General features: G+C 59.4%; 17 protein-coding genes and 1 tRNA gene. 11 read left to right on the top strand and 7 right to left on the bottom strand.

What is annotated here, in order from left to right; all coding sequences use genetic code 11:
• The first annotated feature begins 61 nt into the window (after positions 1-61).
• The 3 genes from topA to CLM58_RS05885 all read left to right on the top strand — a co-directional run bounded on the left by topA (position 62) and on the right by CLM58_RS05885 (position 4,194).
• Complete coding sequence (gene topA, locus CLM58_RS05895; protein WP_095595007.1) at positions 62-2,719, top strand: type I DNA topoisomerase; 2,658 nt, start codon at positions 62-64, stop codon at positions 2,717-2,719.
• A gap of 144 nt (positions 2,720-2,863) precedes the next feature.
• Entirely contained in the window at positions 2,864-3,568 is a 705-nt protein-coding gene (locus CLM58_RS05890; protein WP_095595006.1) for a CoA transferase subunit A, read from the top strand.
• Positions 3,568-4,194, top strand: a complete 627-nt coding sequence (locus CLM58_RS05885; RefSeq protein WP_095595005.1) for a 3-oxoacid CoA-transferase subunit B — start codon at positions 3,568-3,570, stop codon at positions 4,192-4,194. The genes CLM58_RS05890 and CLM58_RS05885 overlap by 1 nt, the downstream gene beginning before the upstream one ends.
• Before the next feature lie 203 nt (positions 4,195-4,397).
• Here CLM58_RS05885 and CLM58_RS05880 read toward each other — a convergent pair whose 3' ends face one another.
• Positions 4,398-5,567: a LysR family transcriptional regulator gene (locus tag CLM58_RS05880; RefSeq protein ID WP_095595004.1), complete on the bottom strand. Its 1,170-nt coding sequence runs from the start codon at positions 5,565-5,567 to the stop codon at positions 4,398-4,400.
• Positions 5,564-6,421 (bottom strand): NAD(P)-dependent oxidoreductase, encoded by an 858-nt coding sequence (locus CLM58_RS05875; RefSeq protein ID WP_229666204.1) that lies wholly within the window; start codon positions 6,419-6,421, stop codon positions 5,564-5,566. The genes CLM58_RS05880 and CLM58_RS05875 overlap by 4 nt, the downstream gene beginning before the upstream one ends.
• A 182-nt stretch (positions 6,422-6,603) precedes the next feature.
• On the opposite strand from CLM58_RS05875, the gene CLM58_RS05870 reads away from it, so the two are divergent.
• The 7 genes from CLM58_RS05870 to CLM58_RS05835 all read left to right on the top strand — a co-directional run bounded on the left by CLM58_RS05870 (position 6,604) and on the right by CLM58_RS05835 (position 13,867).
• Entirely contained in the window at positions 6,604-7,335 is a 732-nt protein-coding gene (locus tag CLM58_RS05870; protein WP_095595003.1) for a PIG-L deacetylase family protein, read from the top strand.
• 67 nt (positions 7,336-7,402) lie between these two features.
• Positions 7,403-8,074, top strand: coding sequence for a 4-carboxy-4-hydroxy-2-oxoadipate aldolase/oxaloacetate decarboxylase (locus CLM58_RS05865; protein ID WP_095595002.1), 672 nt, complete (start codon positions 7,403-7,405; stop codon positions 8,072-8,074).
• A gap of 31 nt (positions 8,075-8,105) precedes the next feature.
• Positions 8,106-9,176: a 4-oxalomesaconate tautomerase gene (locus CLM58_RS05860; RefSeq protein WP_095595001.1), complete on the top strand. Its 1,071-nt coding sequence runs from the start codon at positions 8,106-8,108 to the stop codon at positions 9,174-9,176.
• Between the two features lie 107 nt (positions 9,177-9,283).
• A tRNA-Gly gene (locus tag CLM58_RS05855) sits at positions 9,284-9,357 on the top strand.
• Between the two features lie 194 nt (positions 9,358-9,551).
• On the top strand, positions 9,552-11,333 hold the full coding sequence (locus CLM58_RS05845; protein WP_095594999.1) for an ABC transporter transmembrane domain-containing protein: 1,782 nt from the start codon (positions 9,552-9,554) through the stop codon (positions 11,331-11,333).
• A gap of 67 nt (positions 11,334-11,400) precedes the next feature.
• Complete coding sequence (lysM, locus tag CLM58_RS05840) at positions 11,401-11,826, top strand: peptidoglycan-binding protein LysM (protein ID WP_095594998.1); 426 nt, start codon at positions 11,401-11,403, stop codon at positions 11,824-11,826.
• 139 nt (positions 11,827-11,965) lie between these two features.
• A complete protein-coding gene (locus CLM58_RS05835; RefSeq protein ID WP_095594997.1) occupies positions 11,966-13,867 on the top strand; it encodes an acyl-CoA synthetase in 1,902 nt (633 codons plus the stop codon).
• A 105-nt stretch (positions 13,868-13,972) separates the two neighbouring features.
• On the opposite strand, the gene CLM58_RS05830 is transcribed toward CLM58_RS05835, so the two are convergent.
• Positions 13,973-15,892 carry an acyl CoA:acetate/3-ketoacid CoA transferase gene (locus CLM58_RS05830; RefSeq protein ID WP_095594996.1) on the bottom strand — a complete coding sequence of 640 codons (1,920 nt, stop codon included), beginning with the start codon at positions 15,890-15,892 and terminating at the stop codon, positions 13,973-13,975.
• 100 nt (positions 15,893-15,992) lie between these two features.
• Positions 15,993-17,165, bottom strand: a complete 1,173-nt coding sequence (locus CLM58_RS05825; protein ID WP_095594995.1) for a pyridoxal phosphate-dependent aminotransferase — start codon at positions 17,163-17,165, stop codon at positions 15,993-15,995.
• Positions 17,166-17,456: 291 nt separating this feature from the next.
• Here CLM58_RS05825 and CLM58_RS05820 point away from each other — a divergent pair, with 291 nt between their 5' ends.
• A complete protein-coding gene (locus CLM58_RS05820) occupies positions 17,457-19,673 on the top strand; it encodes an NADP-dependent isocitrate dehydrogenase (protein WP_095594994.1) in 2,217 nt (738 codons plus the stop codon).
• Positions 19,674-19,746: 73 nt separating this feature from the next.
• On the opposite strand, the gene CLM58_RS05815 is transcribed toward CLM58_RS05820, so the two are convergent.
• From CLM58_RS05815 to CLM58_RS05805, 3 genes are all read right to left on the bottom strand, one after another.
• A complete protein-coding gene (locus CLM58_RS05815) occupies positions 19,747-20,151 on the bottom strand; it encodes a peptidoglycan-binding domain-containing protein (RefSeq protein WP_095594993.1) in 405 nt (134 codons plus the stop codon).
• A gap of 114 nt (positions 20,152-20,265) precedes the next feature.
• Entirely contained in the window at positions 20,266-20,661 is a 396-nt protein-coding gene (gene cueR / locus CLM58_RS05810; RefSeq protein WP_095594992.1) for a Cu(I)-responsive transcriptional regulator, read from the bottom strand.
• Positions 20,658-22,916, bottom strand: a complete 2,259-nt coding sequence (locus CLM58_RS05805) for a heavy metal translocating P-type ATPase (protein ID WP_095594991.1) — start codon at positions 22,914-22,916, stop codon at positions 20,658-20,660. Before CLM58_RS05805 ends, cueR begins: the two co-directional genes overlap by 4 nt.
• Between the last annotated feature and the right edge of the window lie 72 nt (positions 22,917-22,988).

Below are 22,988 nucleotides of genomic sequence, written 5' to 3'. Positions count from 1 at the left end.
CTTACCGAACCCCCACATCTTGCCGCGCCATAGCGCATTTGCCCGAGTCGAAAGGATTTTCATGCCCGTCGTCGTTGTCGAGTCTCCGGCTAAAGCCAAGACAATTAACAAATATCTCGGCTCTGACTACACGGTTCTGGCCTCTTACGGGCACGTCCGTGACCTGCCTCCGAAAGACGGCTCTGTCGACACAGAGAACAATTTCGACATGACTTGGGAGGTCGCGAACGACAGTCGCAAGCATGTCAAAGCCATTGCCGACGCGCTGAAAGAAGATAACGAACTGATCCTCGCGACCGACCCCGATCGCGAAGGAGAGGCGATCAGCTGGCACCTTGAAGAGGCCCTGCGCAAGCGTCGGGCGATCAAGAAAGACACGCCGGTCAGCCGCGTGGTGTTCAACGCGATCACCAAGTCCGCCGTAACCGAGGCGATGAAGAACCCGCGTCAGGTCGATGACGCGCTGGTGCACGCCTATCTGGCGCGCCGCGCGCTGGACTATCTGGTAGGCTTCAACCTGTCGCCGGTCCTGTGGCGCAAACTGCCCGGCGCGAAATCTGCGGGCCGTGTGCAGTCTGTCTGCCTGCGTCTGATCGTAGAACGTGAGATGGAGATCGAGGCGTTCAAACCTCGTGAATACTGGTCGGTCAAAGCCCTGCTGGAAACCCCTCGCGGCAAAACGTTCGAAGCGCGACTGACCACTTTGGCCGGCAAAAAGCTGGAAAAGTACGACCTTGAAAACGCCACCTCGGCAGAGCTGGCGGTTCAGGCCGTCCGTTCGCGCGAGCTGACTATCGGCAAGGTCGAGGCGAAACCGGGCTCGCGGAACCCGTCGGCGCCGTTCATGACCTCGACCCTGCAGCAGGAAGCCAGCCGCAAGTTCGGCTATGGCGCACGCCAGACCATGCAGTTGGCGCAACGCCTGTATGAGGCCGGATACATCACCTACATGCGGACCGACGGCATCGACATGGCGCCCGAGGCCGTGACCGCCGCACGCGAGGCGATCGGGGATCGCTATGGTGCGGACTATGTGCCCTCCAGCCCGCGCGTCTATAAGAACAAGGCGAAGAACGCGCAGGAAGCGCACGAATGTATTCGCCCGACCGATATGACCCGCGACGCCAAAAGCCTGAAGGTGACCGACGCGGATCAGCGCAAGCTTTATGATCTGATCTGGAAGCGGACCTTGGCCAGCCAGATGGCGGCCGCCCGTTTGGAACGCACCACGGTCGATATCGTCAGCGCCGATGATCAAGTCGCCCTGCGCGCCACCGGTCAGGTCGTGAAGTTTGATGGCTTCCTTAAGATCTATGAAGAGGGCCGCGACGACGTCTCGACCGACGATGATGACGCCCGCCTGCCCCAGATCATGGAAGGGGAACCCGCGAAGTTCGCCGCTGGCGGCCTGTCGGCGCAATTCACCAAGGCCACCGGCAAGGAAGACGTGGTCGAATCCGACGCGATGCAGACCGACGCCGCCGCCGTCCTGTCGGGCGATGCCGCCGTTCTGGCATTGCAGCACCACACGCAGCCCCCACCCCGCTATACCGAGGCGACTCTGGTTAAGCGTATGGAAGAGCTGGGGATCGGCCGTCCGTCGACCTATGCCTCGATCGTGACGACCATTCAGGACCGCGAATACGTTCGTAAAGAACAGAACCGTCTGTTCCCCGAGGACAAGGGGCGTCTGGTTACAGCGTTCCTGACCAACTACTTCCGCCGCTACGTGGGGTACGAATTCACAGCGAACCTTGAAAGCGAGCTGGATGACGTTTCTGCCGGTGAAGCGGATTATATCGAAGTTCTCAGCCGGTTCTGGAAAGACTTCACAGCCGCCATCGCCGAGACATCCGAACTGCGCATCACCGAGGTGCTTGAGAAGATTAACGAGGTCCTCGCACCGCATATCTTCCCGCCGAACGCGGACGGGTCGGACCCGCGCGTCTGCCCGAAGTGTGGCGAAGGCCGCCTGAACCTGAAGACCGCCCGGTCTGGCGGCGCGTTTATCGGGTGCAACAATTACCCCGAATGCCGCTACACCCGCCCGTTGTCGGCGCCCAATGGCGACGACCCGAATGCGGAACTGGACGGCAAGGTACTGGGCCATGACGGCGAGGATGAGATCACCCTGCGCATGGGCCGCTTTGGCCCCTATGTCCAGAAGGGCGAGCCGACAGAAGATGTCAAAAAACCCCCGCGCGCATCCCTGCCCAAAGGGTGGGAACCGCAGGATATGGACCTCGATAAGGCGATCACGCTTCTGTCCCTGCCCCGCGAGATCGGTGAGCACCCCGAAGGCGGCATGATGTCAGCTAACTTTGGGCGTTATGGCCCATATGTCATGCACCAGCTGCCCGATGAGGCAAAACCGGTTTATGCGAACCTGAAAGACCCGGCGGATGTTTTCGAGATCGGCATGAACCGCGCCGTGGAACTGCTGGCAGAGAAGCGCGCCAACCCGGGCCGCGGCCGACGTGCGGCTGCCAAGGCGCTTAAAGAACTGGGCGAACACCCGGAAAGCGGCGGCGCCGTCAACATCATGGATGGTCGTTACGGCCCCTATGTCAAATGGGAGAAGGTCAACGCGACACTTCCCAAAGACGTGGAGCCTGCGGATGTGACCATGGAGATGGCGGTTAAGCTGATTGAAGAAAAGGCTGCCAAGAAAGGCACCAAAAAGAAGACTGCCAGAAAAACCAGTGCGAAGAAGAAATAGCGGCTTGTCGTCCCGATAGAATTTCGGGGCGACTGCGCTCAGTTGCAGTTTTGGCATGATTCTTGCTCAAATTCTCATACATGAAGGGTTTGACTTTATCTTTCTGCAGCGCAACAAAGACGTGAAACGAACCGAGGGGGACCTATGAATAAGATTTACGGCTCTGCAAAAGAGGCGCTCGACGGCCTTTTGCACGACGACATGTTCATCGCCGCCGGTGGCTTTGGCCTCTGCGGCATTCCGGAACTGCTGATCGACGCCATCGTCGAAAGCGGCGTGAAGGACATCACCGTCGCTTCGAACAACTGCGGTGTTGACGGCTTCGGTCTGGGCAAGCTGCTGGACACCAAGCAAATCAAGAAAATGATGTCGTCCTACGTGGGTGAAAACGCAGAATTCATGCGCCAGTACCTGTCGGGCGAGCTGGAGCTGGAATTCAACCCACAAGGCACGCTGGCCGAGCGCATGCGCGCCGGTGGCCACGGCATTCCGGGCTTCTACACAAAAACCGGTGTCGGCACGGTGATTGCTGACGGCAAAGAATCCAAGATGTTCAACGGTGAAGAGTATATCCTCGAAGAAGGTATCTTCGCGGACATCTCGATCGTCAAAGCGTGGAAAGCTGACGACACCGGCAACGCGATCTTCCGCAAGACGGCGCGCAACTTCAACCCGCCGGCGGCCATGTGCGGCAAGGTCTGCATCATGGAGGTCGAAGAAATCGTCCCCCGTGGTTCGCTTGACCCTGACCACATCCACCTGCCGGGCATCTATGTGCACCGCCTGATCCAGGGTGATCACGAGAAACGCATCGAACAGCGCACCGTACGCAAGCGGGAGGAAGCATAATGCCCTGGGATCGCAATCAAATGGCCGCGCGTGCGGCAGAGGAACTTGAAGACGGGATGTATGTGAACCTCGGCATCGGTATTCCGACGCTGGTGGCCAACTACGTGGGCGACAAGGACATCACCCTGCAGTCGGAAAACGGCATGCTGGGCATGGGTCCCTTCCCGTTCGAGGGTGATGAAGACCCTGACCTGATCAACGCAGGCAAACAGACCATCACCGAACTGTCGCGTACCTCTTACTTTGACAGTGCCACCTCGTTCGGCATGATCCGCGGCGGCAAGATCGCAGCCGCGATCCTAGGCGCGATGGAAGTGGCCGAGAACGGCGACCTTGCGAACTGGATGATCCCGGGCAAGCTGGTCAAAGGTATGGGTGGTGCGATGGATCTGGTGGCCGGCGTTGGCCGCGTGATCGTCGTGATGGACCACACCAACAAGCACGGTGACTCGAAGGTTCTGAAAGAATGCACCCTGCCGCTAACCGGCCGGGGTGTCGTAGACCGCATCATCACCAACTTGGGTGTTCTGGACGTCGTCGACGGCGGCCTGAAGATCGTCGAGCTGGCTGACGGCGTAACCGAGGACGAGATGCGCGCCTCTACCGCCGGTACCATCGTCGATTAAAAATTCAAACGCCGGGGCAGACTGCTGTCCCGGCGTTTCGCATATTCCAAATCGCATTTGCGCCGGCATTCACTGTCGGGCCTGCGATTTACCCTTCCATCTTCGCCAATGCTTTGAATGCCTGAAATCGTGGGGCATTCCAGAACCAATGGGACATTGTCGTAAAGGTGATACAAGGTTCTCACCGGCCGACAAAGACCTGATCAGCCCGCAGCCCCTCTAATCAGTTCTAACAAAAGGTTCTGACCTTTCGTCGGAACCCAGTCTTTTCGATAGGTAAGTCCGATCGGTCGCCCACCGAAGTCGACGCCAACGTCGATCTTGGCCAACAGCCCTTTGTCGACTTCGGCCTGCGCTTGCCTTTCGGAGATACAGCCAAGCATATCACTGCCTTGCAGAAGCTCTCGCATCAACAGAACTGAACCACATTCGATTATGCTATCGGGCGGCTCGATACCCTGTCCCCAAAAGTAACTGTCGAATTGCGCACGCGCCGGGGTGCCGGCTCTGGGAACCACCCAAGAGCTCTTGGACAGTCTCTCTGCCGTCGTGTTGCCCGAGACATGCAAAGGGTGGTCGGGGCGCACAAGAACAGACATGCGATCAAGAAACAGCTCTTCTTGCACGATGTCGCCGATTGGAATCGGGTCACGCAAAGCACCGATCATGAAATCCACCTCGCCCGTCCGCACGCCATTCAGCAGATCATCGTAAAGCCCGTCGATAATCGTGAGGAGCTGGTTCGGGCGTTGCTCCCGATACCTGATCAGCGCATCCGGCAGGATGGCAGACCGTGACAGAGGCAGCGCACCCACCACGATGTTACCAGCTTCGCGCCCTTCAAACTCGGCCAGATCGGCCTGCGCCTGATCTATCTCTGCAAAGGCCAGACGCGCGGCCTGTGCGAGTTCGCGGCACTGGCGCGTCGCAACCAATCCAAACGCGGATCGCTGGAACAGGTCTGTCGCCGCTTCGGCCTCTATCCTGCCGACAGCGCGGTGGATGGTGGGTTGGGCCAAACCCAGTCGGCGCGCCGCCAGAGTGAAATTCTGAGTTTCAGCGACAGAAATCAGCGCCTTCAGCTGTGCCCATGTCGCCGTCATCTTTAACCGCGAGGAAATGTCTTCCATCGCGGCATCCAGACGGAGAAACGCCCGTCTGATCCGAAACTCAAGAACCTTTCCGCGCTCTGTCAAAAAGAACCCTTGGGGCGTTCGCTCGAACAAAGGCCCTGCGGCTTCTCGTTCCAGTTTTTCAATCGCTTGGGTGACGGCGGGCTGGGACACAAAGCTCAGCTCCGCAGCCTGCGTCAAGGAAGAGGTTCGGGCGACCGCAAGGAAAACCCGGAAATGTCGAAGGTTCTGCGAGGTCACATGGCCCCCAAAATCCTGTCCAGTCGATCAACAAGGCTGTCTTCTTCGGGATCAACATCAAGGGCAGCAATCTCATCCTGCCAAACCGCAGTTTCCCGGGACAGCCTGTCCGGCAAGCCTAGCTCTGCGACCGTTTTGGCAACCTCGCGCATTTCTGCGGCGCGCCGCTCTCCGTGCACCATCATTCGCTCTAGGTTATAGGCACCCTTGGTCCGCCAATCGATTTCAGGGTTCGACGCGTTCAGCGAAGCGATGACCTCATCCTCCACCCCTGCTTTACGAGCGGCCAGAAGGCATTCGGCAGACAAAGCTTCCATGCCTTTGATCATGACCGAGCGTATCATCTTGATTGATGACGCATGCCCGACTTCGGGCCCGGCCACTTTGGGGCACATATCAAGGGCTTTCAAAATCTCTGCTGCGTGATCGGCATCGGGCCCGGCAAGCAGCATCGGAACCCGGTGCAGCTTAGGATGAACCGGGGCCATAACGGCGACATCCACATAGTGGCCACCAGCAGCCGTGATCACCTGAGCCGCCTGTCGCTTGGTTTCCGGCGCGCAGGAATTGCAATCCAGCCAGATGGTCCCAGATCGCATCCCCGGCACCGCGGCTTTTGCCGCAGCCAGCGCTTGATCCGCCGTAACCACACTGAAAACCATCGTTGCGCTTGTAACCGCATCTGCTGCGGTTTGACCGTCAGCGACGTCATGCGCGTGATAATCAGCCAATTTTGCCACCCGAGAGGCGGGTTGGTCCGTCTTTACATCAAAGGCAACTATGCTGGCAGGTCGATCCCTGCCCCACCCAGACAAAATAGCTTGGGCTGCTTCTCCGAAGCCGATGAACGTCACATGGGTGGGGGATATCTTAACCAATTTCTCAACCTTGGATCGCCACGCTTCCACCCTGACAGAACTGCGAAGAAAAATCCACTAGCTATAGCTTTAACTTATGCAGCAAGACGTGGTTCAAATTTGCCATATGAGGCTGAGAAGTGAGAAGATGCCTGCAACTTCGAAAAAGGACGCCTGTCATGACAGAACAGAAAACAGCCCTCATCATCTCTGCCCATGCCGCTGACTTTGTCTGGCGGTGCGGTGGTGCAATCGCCCTGCATGCAGAGCTTGGCTATGACGTGACGGTTGCCTGCCTGTCATTCGGCGAACGCGGAGAAAGCGCACGCCTTTGGAAAGAAGGGAAGTCGCTGCAAGAGGTGAAAGATATCCGCCGGGGCGAAGCCGAAGCCGCTGCAGAAGCTCTGGGTGCGCATCAGTTGGAATGCTTTGATCTTGGCGACTATCCGCTGCAGCTGGAAAAGGACGACAAGTTCAAACTTGTTGACCTGATCCGTAAGGTTCAGCCCAACTTTATGATGAGCCATTCGCAGTACGACCCCTACAACACCGACCACATGTACATGACGCAGATCGCGCTGGAATGCCGGATGATCGCGCAGGCCTGGGGGCACAATCCCGGCGAAAAGGTGTTGGGGGCCCCGCAGCTTTACCTGTTTGAACCGCATCAGACAGAACAGATGGGCTGGAAGCCTGACACGTTCCTCGACATCACGCCTGTTTGGGACAAGAAGCGCGCGGCGATGGAGTGTATGAACGGTCAAGTTCATCTTTGGGACTACTATACACGGGTCGCACAACAGCGTGCGAACCACTTCAAGCGAAACTCGGGCGGTATGTCGGGCGGTCGCGACTGCCAGTACGCTGAAGGCTTCCAGTCGATCTTCCCGCGCACTGTAGACGAACTCTGATCGACGCAGTTGAAGCCCTAGAACACTGACACCTGCGTCACGGGACGCAGCCACGAAAGGTAATCCAATGCCAGTAGTCGTTCAAAACGTCGAACGTGCCGACCGCGAGACCATCCAAAAGCTGGGAGAGGCCGGCGTAGCAACTGTCCACGAGGCGCAGGGCCGGATCGGCTGCCTTGCCAGCTACATGCGCCCGATCTACAGCGGCGCCCAGATTGCCGGCTCGGCCGTCACCATCAGTGCAGCGCCGGGCGACAACTGGATGGTTCATGTTGCAATCGAACAGTTGCAGGACGGGGATATTCTGGTCCTTTCCCCGACCTCGCCCTGCGACAACGGCTATTTCGGTGACCTGCTTGCTACCTCTGCGATTGCGCGGGGCTGCCGGGGTCTGGTGATTGATGCCGGTGTTCGCGATGTTCGCGATCTTACCCAGATGGGCTTCCCGGTCTGGTCCAAAGCGATCAGTGCGCAGGGAACGGTCAAAGAGACCCTTGGGTCCGTCAACGTACCGATCGTCTGCGCCGGTCAGACCATCGAGGCGGGCGATGTGATTGTTGCCGACGACGACGGTGTCGCTGTGGTGAAACGTGCGGATGCAGAAGACGTTCTGATCAAAGCGCAGCAACGCCTTGATGCGGAAGAAGCCAAACGCCAACGGCTTGCCTCTGGTGAGCTTGGCCTCGACATCTATGACATGCGGCCTCGTCTTGAAGCCAAGGGTTTGAAATACGTCTGAAAGACGTAAAAGATTTGAGGGAGATCGTCAGATGAGTGCAGGTGTACCTTGTCTCTGGATGCGCGGCGGAACATCCAAAGGCGCCTACTTCCTTGCTTCCGATCTTCCATCCGATCCAGAACAGCGTGATGCGTTGCTCCTGCGGATCATGGGCTCTCCTGATCCACGGCAGATCGATGGGATCGGCGGGGCGGATCCCCTGACCTCGAAGGTGGCGATACTATCCCCTCCGTCGCGGCCAGATGCCGACGTGGATTACCTGTTTCTGCAGGTGTTTGTTGATCAAGCTTTGGTCTCTGACGCGCAGGGTTGCGGAAACATTCTGGCCGGGGTCGGACCTGCCGCAATTGAGCGCGGACTGGTTAAGGCTCAGGACGGCCAGACAAAAGTTCGCATCCACATGCTGAACACGGGTGAGGTCGCCTCGGCCCGCATCGAAACGCCCAAGCAACACGTTAGCTATGAGGGTGACGCCCACATCGACGGCGTTCCCGGCACCCATGCGGCTGTCCCCCTGATGTTTGAAAACATCGCGGGATCGATGTGCGGGGACCTGCTGCCCACCGGAAACGAGGTTGATACGGTTCAGGGCATCGACTGTACGATGATCGACAACGGGATGCCTTGCGTCATCCTTCGTGCCTCTGATCTGGGGATCAGTGGCCGTGAGACGCGTGAAGAGCTGGAGGCAAATACCGGGCTGAAGGCCCGTGTCGAAGCTATTCGACTTGAATGCGGACCGCTGATGAACCTTGGGGATGTGGCCGAGAAATCCGTTCCCAAGATGACCCTCATCTCCGAACCAACCGCGGGTGGGGTCATCTCTACCCGAAGCTTCATCCCGCATCGTTGCCACGCGACCATTGGCGTCTTTGCAGCGGTCAGTGTTGCCACCGCCTGCACATTGAAACGCTCTCCCGCCCACGCGCTTGCTGACTTGCCAAAAGACGAGACCTTCTCGATCGAGCACCCAACCGGTGCGGCAGAGGTTTTGATAGAGCAAGACAAGCTCGGCAAAGTCGCGCGGGCTGGAATGGTCCGAACAACGCGCAAACTGTTCGACGGGCTTGTATTCCCAGCCCCTGCTTCATCAGCGCCCTAGCACAAAGCTGAACGCATTGCCGAAATTAGATCAAAGCAAAACTCGGCCGGATCGGCAGTCCGCTATTGACCTCATTTTTGGGGTGATCTAGTAAGCCAAAGCTTCGAGCGGGTATGGTGAAATGGTATCATAAGAGCCTTCCAAGCTTAAGGTGCGGGTTCGATTCCCGCTACCCGCTCCAAGTTGCAACTTCAGGATCAATCTCAAGGTTTTGCGTGGTTTTCGGACCCTTGTTTCGCTGCGAGAACCTCTTGAAACCACTCTTGAAGCACCCCCAGAAAGCGACCTCCTGACACATCTGCGCGGCTTTTCGGGCCCGCCGGGTTGTTGAACCCCGCCGGAGATCGTAAGACTTTGCCAATTGCGGAGGGCAGAATGGCCGAAATCACTGAAGAACGGGAAAAATCCAAACGCGTTGGTGCGTTGCGTGGGCTGGCCCCGTTCGTAAAGCCATATGGTGCAATGGTTGTGGCCGCGGGGCTTGCCCTTATGTTAACGGCGACCGTTTCGTTGGTGCTGCCTCTGGCCGTGCGCCGCGTCGTTGACGGGTTCGAAACCGACGCGGCAGAGCTGCTCGACGGCTACTTCCTAGCCGCGCTTGGCATTGCCCTGCTTCTCGCCGTTGGGACGGGACTGCGTTACTACCTTGTGACCCGACTGGGTGAACGGGTTGTGGCCGATATCCGCAAAGCCACCTTTGACCGTATGGTCGGAATGAGCCCCGCCTTCTATGAAAAGATCATGACCGGCGAGGTGCTTAGCCGGATCACCACCGATACGACGCTGATCCTGTCGGTGATCGGCTCTTCCGTCTCGGTCGCGTTGCGCAATGTGCTGATCTTTCTAGGTGGTCTGGTCCTTATGCTGCTGACTTCGGCGAAGCTGACCGGTCTGGTGCTGTTGATCGTACCGGGCATCCTGATCCCGATCATCACGCTTGGCCGCCGCCTTCGGGTTCTAAGCCGCGAGAACCAGGACTGGATCGCGAACTCTTCCGGCAACGCCTCAGAGGCGCTTTTGTCGGTACAGACCGTACAGGCCTTTACGCATGAATTTCTAAGCCGCCAAAGCTTTGGCGAAGTGACAGAGAAATCCTTTGTCGCTGCGAAAAAACGGATCGGCACCCGGGCGCTGATGACCGTGATCGTCATCTTCCTTGTTTTCGCTGGTGTGGTCGGTGTCCTTTGGATCGGCGCGCGCGATGTGCGGGTCGAAGCGATGAGTGTCGGCGAATTGGTGCAGTTCGTGATCTACGCGATCATGGTTGCCGGGGCTGTTGGCGCACTGTCCGAGATCTGGGGCGAGCTTCAGCGCGCCGCCGGGGCCACCGAACGTCTAGTCGAACTGCTAAACGCAGAGGACAGCGTCGAAGACCCGGAAAACCCGCAGACCCTGCCCGCCAAGGTGACCGGTGCCCTGTCCTTTGATGACGTGACTTTCCACTATCCCACGCGCCCGACTCAGGCCGCGTTGAACGGCATTTCACTGACCATCGCCCCGGGGGAAACCGTTGCATTGGTCGGACCTTCGGGTGCGGGCAAGTCGACGATCATTCAGCTTTTGCTGCGCTTCTATGACCCGGAACAAGGGCAAGTGACGCTGGACGGCATTCCCCTGACCGCAATGGAACGCGCAGATTTCCGCCAGCACATGGCGCTTGTTCCGCAAGATCCGGTGATCTTTGCCGACACCGCGCGCGAGAACATCCGCTTCGGTCGCCCCGAGGCGTCGGATGCCGAGGTCGAGGCTGCGGCCAAGGCCGCAGCCGCCCATGACTTCTTGATGAAGCTGCCCGAAGGCTATGACAGCTATGTGGGTGAACGCGGCGTGATGTTGTCGGGCGGTCAGAAACAGCGCATTGCGCTGGCCCGTGCCATTCTGCGCGACGCGCCGGTTCTTTTGTTGGACGAGGCGACGTCGGCCCTTGATGCGGCCAGCGAACTTGCCGTGCAAACCGCCGTTGATGCGCTGGCACAGGATCGTACGACCATCATCGTTGCCCACCGTCTGGCCACTGTGAAAAAGGCCGACCGGATCGTTGTGTTCGACGAGGGCCAGATCGTGGCCGAAGGCACGCATGACGAACTCGTGGCTGCGGGCGGACTATACGCCGACCTCGCGAAACTGCAGTTCACCGACGGGGAAAAGGCCGCCTGAATTCCACCTGACCGCAGATTTGATTTCTCCTAACGTCCGTTCGAACCACTCAACCAAGGAGAAGAAAATGGGTCTGTGGAACTTCGTTAAGGACAAGGGCAAGAATTTGTTCGGCGGAGCAGCTGAAGCTGCCACCATCGAGGACAACCTCAAGCTGGAAGTCGAAGAGCTGGGTCTGGATGCCACCGGGCTGGACATCTCGGTTGACGGTGACACCGTCAAGGTCGAGGGCGACGCAGTAAGCCAAGAGATGAAGGAAAAGATCATCCTTGCCGTCGGTAACGTCGAAGGCGTGGCCCAGGTTGAAGACAATGTCGCGGGCGTCAATCCTGTCTTCCACACAGTCGAAAAGGGTGACACGCTTTGGGCAATCTCGAAAAAGACTCTTGGCAACGGCGCACGCTACCAAGAAATCTTTGAGGCCAACCAGCCGATGCTGAACCACCCGGACAAAATCTATCCCGGTCAGGTTCTGCGGATTCCGCAGGACTAAGGCAAAAATGCCCACCGGCGGCCCCGGCCGCCGGTAGTGACGCTGCGTGAATCCCTGTTTTGGCGGCTTGCGCCGAACCATCAGAATGCGCATCCTCTCCGGTACGCTATAAAAAGTCGTGGACAGGGAGGGTCTATCAATGAGCGTATTTGGATCGAAAGCAGATCGGGATGCCATAGAAGGCGAAATGTCTTGGGCAGACCGTGGCTTGCCGTCCACCGTCTATGGGCTTTTGTCGCGTACCAAAGACCGCAACGGTTCCGGCAACGCGATCTCATACCAGATCACCTCTGGCCCCAAGGACCCGGCGCAAACCCTGACGTGGAGCGAATTGCACGGACAGGTCACGCAGGCCGCGAACATGTTCCGCGATCTTGGTGTAGGTGAAAACGACGTCGTCGCCTATGTGCTGCCGAACTGTCTGGAAACCGCCGTCACTCTATTGGGTGGGATGACAGCCGGGATCGTCAACCCGATTAACCCGCTGCTAGAGCCCGAGCAGATCTCTGCGATCCTGCGCGAAACAGGTGCCAAGGTCGTCGTCACGCTTAAGGCCTTCCCCAAAACCGACTTGCCGCAGAAAGTGGCCGAGGCGGTTAACCACGCCCCAAGCGTGACCACAGTCCTGGAGATCGACCTCAAGTCGTATCTGACCCCTCCGAAAAGCTGGATCGTTCCGCTGTTGCGCCCGAAGTTCAAGGCAGCACACCACGCGGACACCTATGATTTTTCGCAGCGTCTGGCCCAATACCCGTCGGACCGCCTGACCTTTGAGGAACGGCAGGACGACCATGTTGGCGCCTATTTCCATACCGGCGGCACCACAGGGATGCCGAAGGTTGCGCAGCATACGCATGAGGGCATGATCTATAACGGTTGGCTTGGCGACACGCTGCTGTTTGACTCAAACCACAACATCATCTGCCCCCTGCCCCTGTTCCACGTGTTTGCCTGTCACGTGATCCTGATGTCGATGATCGCATCGGGCGCGCATGTGGTCTTTCCGACCCCGGCGGGTTATCGCGGGGACGGGGTGTTCGACAACTTCTGGAAACTGGTCGAACGCTGGAAAATTACCTTCATCATCACCGTTCCGACCGCCATCGCCGCAACGATGCAGCGCCCGGTCGATGCCGATATCTCTTCGCTGCAAACAGCCTTTTCGGGCTCTGCGCCGCTACCGGTGGAACTATACAAACGGTTCGAGCAAGCCACCGGCGTCAATATCATCGAGGGCTATGGCCTGACCGAGGCGACCTGCCTTGTCTCGTGCAACCCAATCTCGGGCGAAAAGAAGATCGGCTCTGTCGGCATTCCCTTCCCTTACACCAATGTCCGCATCCTGAATTGTGATGAAACCGGGCATGTCCTCAAAGAGTGCGGCGTCGACGAAGTTGGCGAGATTTGCATCTCTAACCCGGGCGTCTACGAAGGCAGCACCTATACCGAGGAAGACAAGAACCAAGGTCTGTTTGCCGAAGGTACGTTCCTGCGCACCGGCGATTTGGGTCGACTGGATGCTGACGGCTACCTGTATATCACGGGACGGGCCAAGGACTTGATCATCCGTGGCGGTCACAATATCGACCCCGCCGAAATCGAAGAAGCTCTGGCCGGTCACACCAAGGTCGCTTTTGCCGGCGCCATTGGCCAACCCGATGCCTTTGCGGGCGAGCTGCCTTGCGTCTATGTCGAACTGATCGATGGGGCTGAAGCCACGGTCGAAGAGCTGATGGAATACGCAAAGCACCACATCCACGAACGTGCCGCGGTACCGAAGTATCTGGAAATTCTGGACGAGCTGCCCAAGACCGCCGTGGGCAAGGTTTTCAAACCCGAACTTCGCAAGCGTGCCATCAAACGCATCTACGACGCGGCGCTGGCCGAGGCGGGTCACCCCGTCGAGGTTGCCGAAGTGGTCGAAGACAAGAAACGCGGGCTGGTCGCACAGCTGGTGAAGCTGGAAGACACGGTGGACGAAGAAGCCGTCACCCAGCTTCTGGGCGAGTTCACCCGCCCGTGGGAATGGCAAAAGGCCTAAGACCGACTGGGCCCGAAAGGGCCCAATCCGGCATACAGAACCCATACAAATTGCGTACAGAACCTGTGCATACAAATGCGCAGGTTCTTCGCTTTTAAAGAGGGCCTATTTGCCCTGATACCGCCGCGCCTGATCGCTGCTTTCAAAGATATGGGTGCGGGCGTCGGGGAAGGCCTCGGCCAGTTTCATGCGCATGAAGGCTGAACCGGCGTAGCGGGTGACCGTGGTATAGTATTGATCAGTCAGGGCTTGCACCATCTCGGCCCAGTCGCCAACCAGATCCTCGTCGATCCGGAAGTCGTCATAGTTCACCAGCACTTCGACCTTTTGGCCATGCGGCGCGCAGACCGCCGTCACGGCTTTGCGGACGATGTCGATGTCTTCGCGGCTGCGAACGCGATATTTCTCGAAGTTCAGGAACAGGTGTCCCTGTTCGGGATTCAGCGCGATACGCTCTGGAAGATCGAGGTGCAGAAGGTCGACACGCAGATTCATTTCCTCTTCACGGAAGATACGCGGGTCCATCTCGCGCAGTTCTTCGATCTTCGGGGCGACCTCCATATGTGCGAGGATGTCTTTTTCCAGATCAACACCCGGCGCGATCTCGGTCAGGATCAACCCTCCGGCTTGCAGCTCAAATACACAGCGTTCCGTGACATAAAGCACCGGCTGACCAAGCCGCGCGGCACGGGCGCCAGAGAAGGTAATCTGCTCTACCTGCTTCAGGAATTTGCGGCTGGCGCCCTCCTGTCGGATTTGCAGGGCCCCGTCTTCGATGCGAATGTCAAAGCCCTTAGCGGTGAAGGTGCCCGCAAAGACCAGCGCGTTGGCGTTTTGCGAGATATTGATGAAGCCGCCAGCCCCCGCAAGACGCGGCCCGAAGCGCGAGACATTCACGTTGCCCACCCCATCGGCCTGCGCAAGACCAAGGCAGGCCATGTCCAAACCACCGCCATCGTAGAAGTCGAACTGGTTGTTCTGGGGCACAATGGCATCGGTGTTCACCGCTGCGCCAAAATCAAGGCCCGAGGCCGGTTGTCCACCAATCACGCCGGGTTCCGCCGTCAGGGTCACGTGTTGCAAAAGCCCTTCTTCGGCCGCCACAGCGGCGACACCTTCGGGCATGCCAATGCCAAGGTTCACGACGCCATTTACCGGCAGTTCAAATGCACAACGACGCGCGATCACCTTGCGCGGGGTCAGCGACATGGGCGCGATTTCTGACGCTGGCGGACGGATGCGATTGGTGAAGGCCTGAGAAAACGGCGTGCCGTAGGTCTGCGGGTGCAGCTCTGGCGGAGAGACAACGACCGCGTCGACAAGAATGCCGGGGATCACAACATCGCGGGCCGGCAACGTGCCTGCGCGGGCGATGCGTTCGACCTGCACGATCACGACGCCGCCGGAATTCTGAACGGCCATAGCTTGGGCAAGGTTGTCCAGCACCAGCGCTTCGCGCTCCATCGTGATGTTGCCGTCTTCGTCGGCAGTGGTGCCGCGCAGAAGGGCGACGGTGGGTTTGACGGCGTGGTAGAACAGATAGTCTTCGCCGCCGATCTGCATCAGCTCGACAAGGTCGTCAGTAGACTGTTCGTTGACCCGTCCGCCATCCAGACGCGGATCGACGAAGGTGTCCAGACCCACCTTTGACAGCATCCCCGGTTTGCCCGCTGCAATGTCCCGGTAAAGCTGGCTGATACATCCCTGCGGCAGGTTCCAGCCTTCGATCTTGCCCTCAACCGCCAGCTTGGCAACCTTGGGGATCAGACCCCAATGCCCGCCGATCACGCGTTTCAGAAGACCTTCGTGTCCAAGGCGGTTCAGGCCTCTGTCATTGCCGTCCCCCTGCCCAGCGGCAAAGAACAGGGTCAGGTCGCGCGGGGTGCTGGTTTCTTCGAACCGTGTCTCGACCGCGGCCAATAGCGCGTCGGGAACGCCGATGCCGACAAAGCCAGAGGTGGTCACCACGTCGCCATCCTTGATCAACGCGGCGGCCTCTGCTGGCGTTACAACCTTGTTCTGCATCCTCTCCCCCAATCTGCCCTGACCAGATTTCCGGGGACGATCACAGATCAACCCGGATTGGGCAAGGCTGCATCCAACTTTGTCGGACAACCATGCCCAGCTATGAAAGCAGAGGCTTGATCCGGTCGATGGCGGTCAGGATGTTTTCCTTGCTGTTGGCATAGGAGAACCGCAAAAAGCCCTCGCCCCAGGCCCCGAAAGAGGTCCCGGCCACGGTGGCCACGCCAGCCTCTTCCAGAATACGGTCCTGCGCCTGTTTCGAGGTCATGCCGGTCCCTTTGATATTCGGGAAAGCATAGAAGGCGCCGCCGGGGTCGCTGCAGCGAACGCCGGGAAGCTCGTTCAGCGCTTGCACGATCGCCTGACGACGGTCGTCGAAGTGGACCATCATATCGTCGACCGCATCCTGCGGGCCGTTAAGCGCAGCGATGCCCGCGTATTGCGTGGCCGCATTCACACAGGAATGGTCGTTGATGCACAGGCGTGTCACGTGATCCACCGCCGCATCGGGCCAGACCGCATAGCCAAGCCGCCAGCCAGTCATCGCATAGGTCTTGGACCAGCCGTCCAGCATGATCAGCCGGTCGCGGATTTCCGGGTATTGCAACAGGCTGACATGTTTGCGTCCGCCATAGAGCATGTTCGAATAAATCTCGTCCGACATGAGTGTCACATGCGGGTGGTCAGCAAGGCCCGCGACCAGCTTGTCGATCTCTTCCTTCGGTGTCACGCCGCCGGTAGGATTGGCGGGGCTGTTGATGATGATCAGGCTGGTCTTGTCGGTGATCTGGTCCAGAACGGCCTCGGCGGAAAAGGCGAAACCCTCTTCCTCTCGCAGGGCAATCGGAACCGGGGTCGCGCCGGAATAGCGGATCACGGACTCGTAGATCGGGAAACCGGGGTTGGGATACATGATCTCGGCTCCGGGCTGGCCAAACATCAGCACCGCGAAGAACATGGTGGGTTTGCCACCGGGCACCACGACCACGTTGTCCGGGTTCACCTCGACCCCGTGACGGCGATGCAGGTCGGCGGCAACGGCCTCGCGCAGGGCGGGGATCCCGTTGGCCGGGGTATAACCGTGATGCCCGTCACGCAGCGCCTTGATCCCGGCCTCTACGATATGCTCGGGCGTTTGAAAATCGGGTTGGCCAATACCAAGATTGATAATGTCCTTGCCCTGCGCCGCCAGTTGCTGCGCCCGTGCCAACACGACAAAGGCTGATTCCGTTCCCAACCGGTCCAGACTGGACGCAAATCTGAGTTCTGCCATTTTATCCCCCTTAATCCCGGTCAAATCATCGGACCAGTTTTCTATGCTATAGCCCGCCCGACACGGGAAGGCAGTCCCTCACCGCAAAATTTCCGAGATTTCCGGGGGCAGAGGCAAAATGCCCCGGTTTCCGGGCCCATCCATGGTTGATAATTTCGGCAATCTGTTTTAGGCGAGGTTTGTTTTAACACCCTGCGCATCAAGGCACATAGCCGCGCAGAGAGAGACACAGCAACCCCGCGCCGCAGTCCTGCGGCAAGAACACCCGAAATCGGAAAAAGGGAAGAGACGATGGCTGAGAACAAAACCCCTGACATATTGTATACAATTGTAGACGAAGCGCCCGAGCTGGCCTCGGCGTCTTTCCTGCCGATCATTCGCAAGTTCGTATCCGCAGCTGATATCACCGTCGGTACCCCCGATATTTCGCTGGCAGGCCGCATCATCGCGACCTTCCCCGAGAACCTGACCGAAGAACAGCGTCAGGACGACGATCTGGCCGCGTTGGGTGTTCTGGTAAAAACCCCGGACGCCAACGTCATCAAACTGCCGAACATCTCGGCGTCGGTTCCGCAGCTGGTTGCCGCGATCACCGAGCTGCAGGGTCAGGGCTATAACCTGCCGAACTACCCTGAAACGCCTGCCAATGACGAAGAAGCCGCGATCAAGGCCCGTTACGACGCGATCAAAGGATCGGCCGTGAACCCGGTCCTGCGCGAAGGTAACTCGGACCGCCGTTCGGCCCGCGCTGTTAAGAACTTTGCCCAGAACAACCCGCACTCAATGGGTGCATGGGTTGCTGACAGCAAAACCAAAGTTTCGTCCATGCCCGGCAACGACTTCTACGCCAACGAAGTGTCGGCCACCATCTCGGCCGCCCAGGCAGGCGACGCGAAGATCGAATTCGTGGGCAAAGACGGCGCAGTCACCGTTCTGAAAGACGGCTGGCCGCTGGAAGAAGGCACCGTTGCTGACGCGACCTTCATGTCGGCGAAAGCTCTGGGCGCGTTCCTGGCAGACGCCATCGAAGACACCAAAGCCGACGGCACCATGTTCTCGCTGCACATGAAAGCGACCATGATGAAAGTGTCCGACCCGATCATCTTCGGCCACGCGGTCAAAGCATGGCTGGGCCCGGTTTGGGAAGCTCATGGCGACGCGATTGCTGCTGCCGGTGGCGATGCGAACTCGGGTCTGGGCGCGGTTCTGGCCGCCATCGACACCCTGCCCAACGCCGCCGAAATCAAAGCTGAGATCGCCGCACTGGACCGTCCGTCTATGTACATGGTCGACAGCGACAAAGGCATCACCAACCTGCACGTGCCGTCGGACGTCATCATCGACGCCTCGATGCCGGCTGTGATCCGCGCTGGCGGCAAGGGCTGGGACGAAACCGGCGCAAAGGGCGACACCAACTGTGTCATCCCCGACCGCTGCTATGCGACCGTCTATGACGAAACCATCAACTTCTTCAAAGCCAATGGCGCGCTGGACGTGACCACCGCGGGTTCCGTCGCCAACGTCGGCCTGATGGCACAGAAAGCCGAAGAGTACGGCTCGCATCCGACCACGTTCGAGGCACCGGCAGACGGTACCATCCGCATCGTTCTGGCCAATGGCGAGACCCTGCATTCGCACGATGTAGAGGCTGGTGACATCTGGCGCTCCTGCACCGTGAAGAAAGCGCCGATCCTGAACTGGATCGAGCTGGCCATGGACCGCCAGCGTCTGACCGGTTCGGAAGCCATCTTCTGGCTGGACGCAAACCGCGCCCACGATGCTCAGCTGATCGAATACGTGAAGCCGGTTCTGGAAGAGAAAGGCGTTGCCGACAAGTTCCAGATCATGGCCCCACGTGAGGCAACCGCCCAGTCGCTGAAGACCATCACCGCGGGCAACGACTCGATCGCCATCACCGGTAACGTTCTGCGCGACTACCTGACCGACCTGTTCCCGATCCTGGAACTGGGCACCTCGGCCAAGATGCTGTCGATCGTGAAACTGATGAACGGCGGCGGCCTGTTTGAAACCGGCGCGGGCGGCTCGGCACCGAAGCACGTTCAGCAGCTGGTTGAACAGAACCACCTGCGTTGGGACTCGATGGGTGAGTTCTGTGCACTGGGTGAATCGCTGAACTTCCTTGCCGACAGCAAGGGCAACGCGAAAGCGGGTGTTCTGGGCGCGGCAGCCGAAGCAGCCACCCAAGGCATTCTGGACGACAACCGTTCGCCTTCGCGCAAAGTGGGTGAGCCGGACAACCGCGACAGCCACTACTGGTTCGCGCGCTACTGGGCAGAAGCCCTGGCCGCACAGTCGGACGACGCAGATCTGGCTGCCGAGTTCGCCCCGATCGCCAAGGCTCTGGCCGACGGCGAAGAAGCGATCCTGTCCGAACTGGCAGCGGCCCAAGGTCCCGCAGCCGACATCGGCGGCTACTTCCGCCCCAGCGTCGAGTTGAAAGCCAAGGTCATGCGTCCCAGCGCCACGCTGAACGCGATCATCGGCTAAGCTGTACGGACAGTATTGAAATGACGAAAGCCGCCCCTCGGGGCGGCTTTTTCTATTCCGTGTACTGATGCCGTCAGTATTTAAGGATGTCGCCTTCAGGATTTTCCAGCGACCATGCGTCAAAGGCTGGCTGGCTTTGCAGGATCAGCTTGTCCATCAATCCGACCGAGAAATAGCCCGTCGGTTCGGCGTCGATGCTTACCTGCCAGGCCGAGATCGCCTTGCGTGAATTGGGACCGAAAAATCCGTCGGTGCCTTTAGGATCAAATCCGAGAAGTTGCAGTCGCAATTGAAGCTCTGCCCTGAATTCGCGATCCAGCTTCAGCGCCTGTTCGGTTTGGGCTGTGCCGTTGTCCTGCGCCTGGACGGTTTGTGCCGGTGACAAAAGAAAAGCAGAAGCCAGCAATAGAACCTGCAAGGCTAGCTTGGTGGCAGGGGCGAACTGGCGGATGAGATTCAAAGCGGCGAAAAAGGGCACGGTGATATCCTTCGGGCTGCGGAGCCTCTGTGAACAAGAGGTCACGGTATTGGTGGGTTGGTCACATGATGCGGGCCAACCTTCAAAACCGCAACAAATCTTATGAGACGGGCGCTATTCCGCCGGTTCGCCGCCCAGATCCTGAAGGATCGGGCAATCCGGGCGATCATCCCCCGCGCAGCACTCGACCAGATGCGACAGGGTCGCGCGCATGCCTTGTAGCTGTGCGATTTTTTGATCAATCTCATCCAGATGAGCCTGTGCCAACTGCTTGACCTTAGCGCTTTCGCGGGTGTCATCTTCGTAAAGCGCCATCAGGGTGCGGCAGTCTTCGATGGTGAACCCAAGTGCGCGCGCACGGCCGAGGAAGCTGAGCTTGTGCAGATCGGTCTCGCGGAAGTGGCGATAGCCGTTCGTTGTGCGGGCCGGGGTGATCAGGCCGATATCTTCGTAATACCGGATGGTTTTCGAGGGCACGCCGGTGCGGTCGGCAACTTCTCCGATATTCATGATGGGTCTCCTAGAACAGCGCGGACCCGGCGCAGGCGAAGGGCGTTGGTCAGGACAAAGACCGACGACAAGGCCATGGCGCCAGCGGCCAGCATGGGTGACAGCAGCAGCCCAAAGGCGGGGTACAGGACGCCCGCGGCCACGGGGATAAGCGCGACATTGTACCCAAAGGCCCAGAACAGGTTCTGACGGATATTGCCCAATGTCCGGGTGGAAACCTGATGGGCGTTCACCACCCCACGAAGGTCGCCGGACATTAGGACAACGTCTGCGGCCTCGATCGCCACATCGGTGCCGGTACCAATGGCGATACCCACGTCAGACTGCGCCAGTGCGGGCGCGTCGTTGATACCGTCGCCGGTGAAGGCCACGATGTTGCCTTCGTCCTGAAGGGCCTTGAGCACCTCGACCTTGCCGTCGGGCAGAACGCCCGCGACGACCTGATCAATGCCCAGCTCGTCCGCAATGGCTCGGGCCGTTTCGCGCTTGTCGCCGGTCAGCATGACCACGTGCAATCCTTCGTCGTGGAAGGCTTGGATCGCTGCCGGGGTCGTCGGCTTGAGCGGGTCTGACACAGCGATAACGGCCGCCGCCTGCCCGTCGATAGCCGCGAAGAGCGCGGTTTTCCCCAGAGAGGCCAGATCGGACTCGGTCTGTTTCAACGCGGCAATATCGATGCCCTCGCGGTCCATCAGACGATCGGCGCCGACCAGAACCACTTGGCCTGCGACTGTGGCTTTGGCGCCAAAGCCGGGGATCGCGGTGAACTCTTCGGCTGTCAGGGTATCCGCCTCTTCCGCTTTGGCGGCGCGGGTGATGGCCTGCGCGATCGGGTGTTCTGAGCGAACCTCGACGGCTGCAACACGGGCAAGAACCTCGGCTCGGTCGAATCCATCGGCAAGGATCAGGTCGGTCATCTCGGGACGGCCCTCTGTCAACGTACCGGTCTTGTCGAGCGCAACCACGTCGACCGTCGACAACCGTTGCAGCGCGTCACCTTTGCGGAAAAGCACACCCAGTTCGGCGGCGCGGCCCGTGCCCACCATGATCGAGGTCGGCGTGGCCAAGCCCATGGCACAGGGGCAGGCGATGATCAGCACCGAGACGCCCGCAACCAGCGCAAGCGTGACTGGCGCACCGGTCAGCAGCCAAGCCAATACGGTGACTGTCGCAATCAGCAGAACCGCTGGCACAAACCAAAGGGTGATCCGATCCACAAGGCCTTGGATCGGCAGCTTGGCGGCCTGAGCCTCTTCGACCATGCGGATGATCTGCGACAGGGTCGTGTCGCCGCCAACGCGGGTCGCACGGAATTCAAGGCTGCCTGCGCCATTGACGGTGCCACCGGTGACCTCGGCGCCCTTGGACTTCACCACAGGCAGGGGTTCGCCGGTCAGCATGCTTTCATCGACATGGCTGCTGCCTTCGGTGACCTCTCCGTCTACAGCGATCCGTTCGCCGGGCCGTAGGACGATGATGTCGCCGGGCTGAATGTCGTCTACCGGCACATCAACAACGTCCCCATCCCGCTTTACGCGGGCCGAGCGGGCCTGCAGTTTTAGAAGAGTCTGGATTGCGGCCCCGGTGCGCCCCTTGGCGCGCGCTTCTAAGAAGCGACCGGTCAGGATCAGGACAACGATGACGGCGGCGGCCTCGAAATAGACGGCCCGCACCGCGTCCGGCAAAAGGCCCGGCAGGAAGGTGGCAATGACGGAATAGCTATAGGCCGCAGCCGTGCCCAGCGCGACAAGGCTGTTCATATCGGGGCGGCCTTTCGCCAGAGCGGGGAAACCTTTGGCATAGAAATCTCGCCCCGGTCCCGCCAGCACCAGTGTCGTCAGCAGAAATTGTAGAATCCAGCTGGTCTGATGCCCGATGGTCTGTCCGATAAAGTGGTGCAATGCGGGGATCAGGTGGCCGCCCATCTCGACCAGGAAAACCGGCAAGGTCAGAACAGCGGCAAGAACGGCGCGCCGCAAGGCTGTCTGGGCCTCGGCCTCTTTCCGGGCGCGCTGTTGGTCGCGGATGTGTTCATCGGATAGGCGTGCGGGATAACCCGCCTCGGTCGAGGCCGCCATCAGCGCTTCTGCCGTAACCGAACCATCAGCAAGTTTGACGGTGGCCGTATCGGCCGCAAGGTTGACGCTGACCTCATCTACACCCGGCACAGCGGCCAAGGCGCGGTTTACACGGCTGGCGCAGCTGCCGCAGGTCATGCCGTCAACGGAAAGGATTATCTTGGAATGAGCAGTCATGGAAGAGCCTCGAATCTGGTACTCTGCCCCAAATAAGGGTTCCAGTCACTGGAAGGTCAAGGGTCCTCTTCC

Origin of the sequence: Actibacterium pelagium (genome assembly GCF_002285415.1) — a bacterium.
In the GTDB taxonomy this organism is placed as follows: Bacteria; Pseudomonadota; Alphaproteobacteria; order Rhodobacterales; family Rhodobacteraceae; genus Actibacterium_B; species Actibacterium_B pelagium.
Note: the sequence above shows the minus strand (reverse complement) of the source record. Positions and strands in the feature narration are given on the sequence as shown.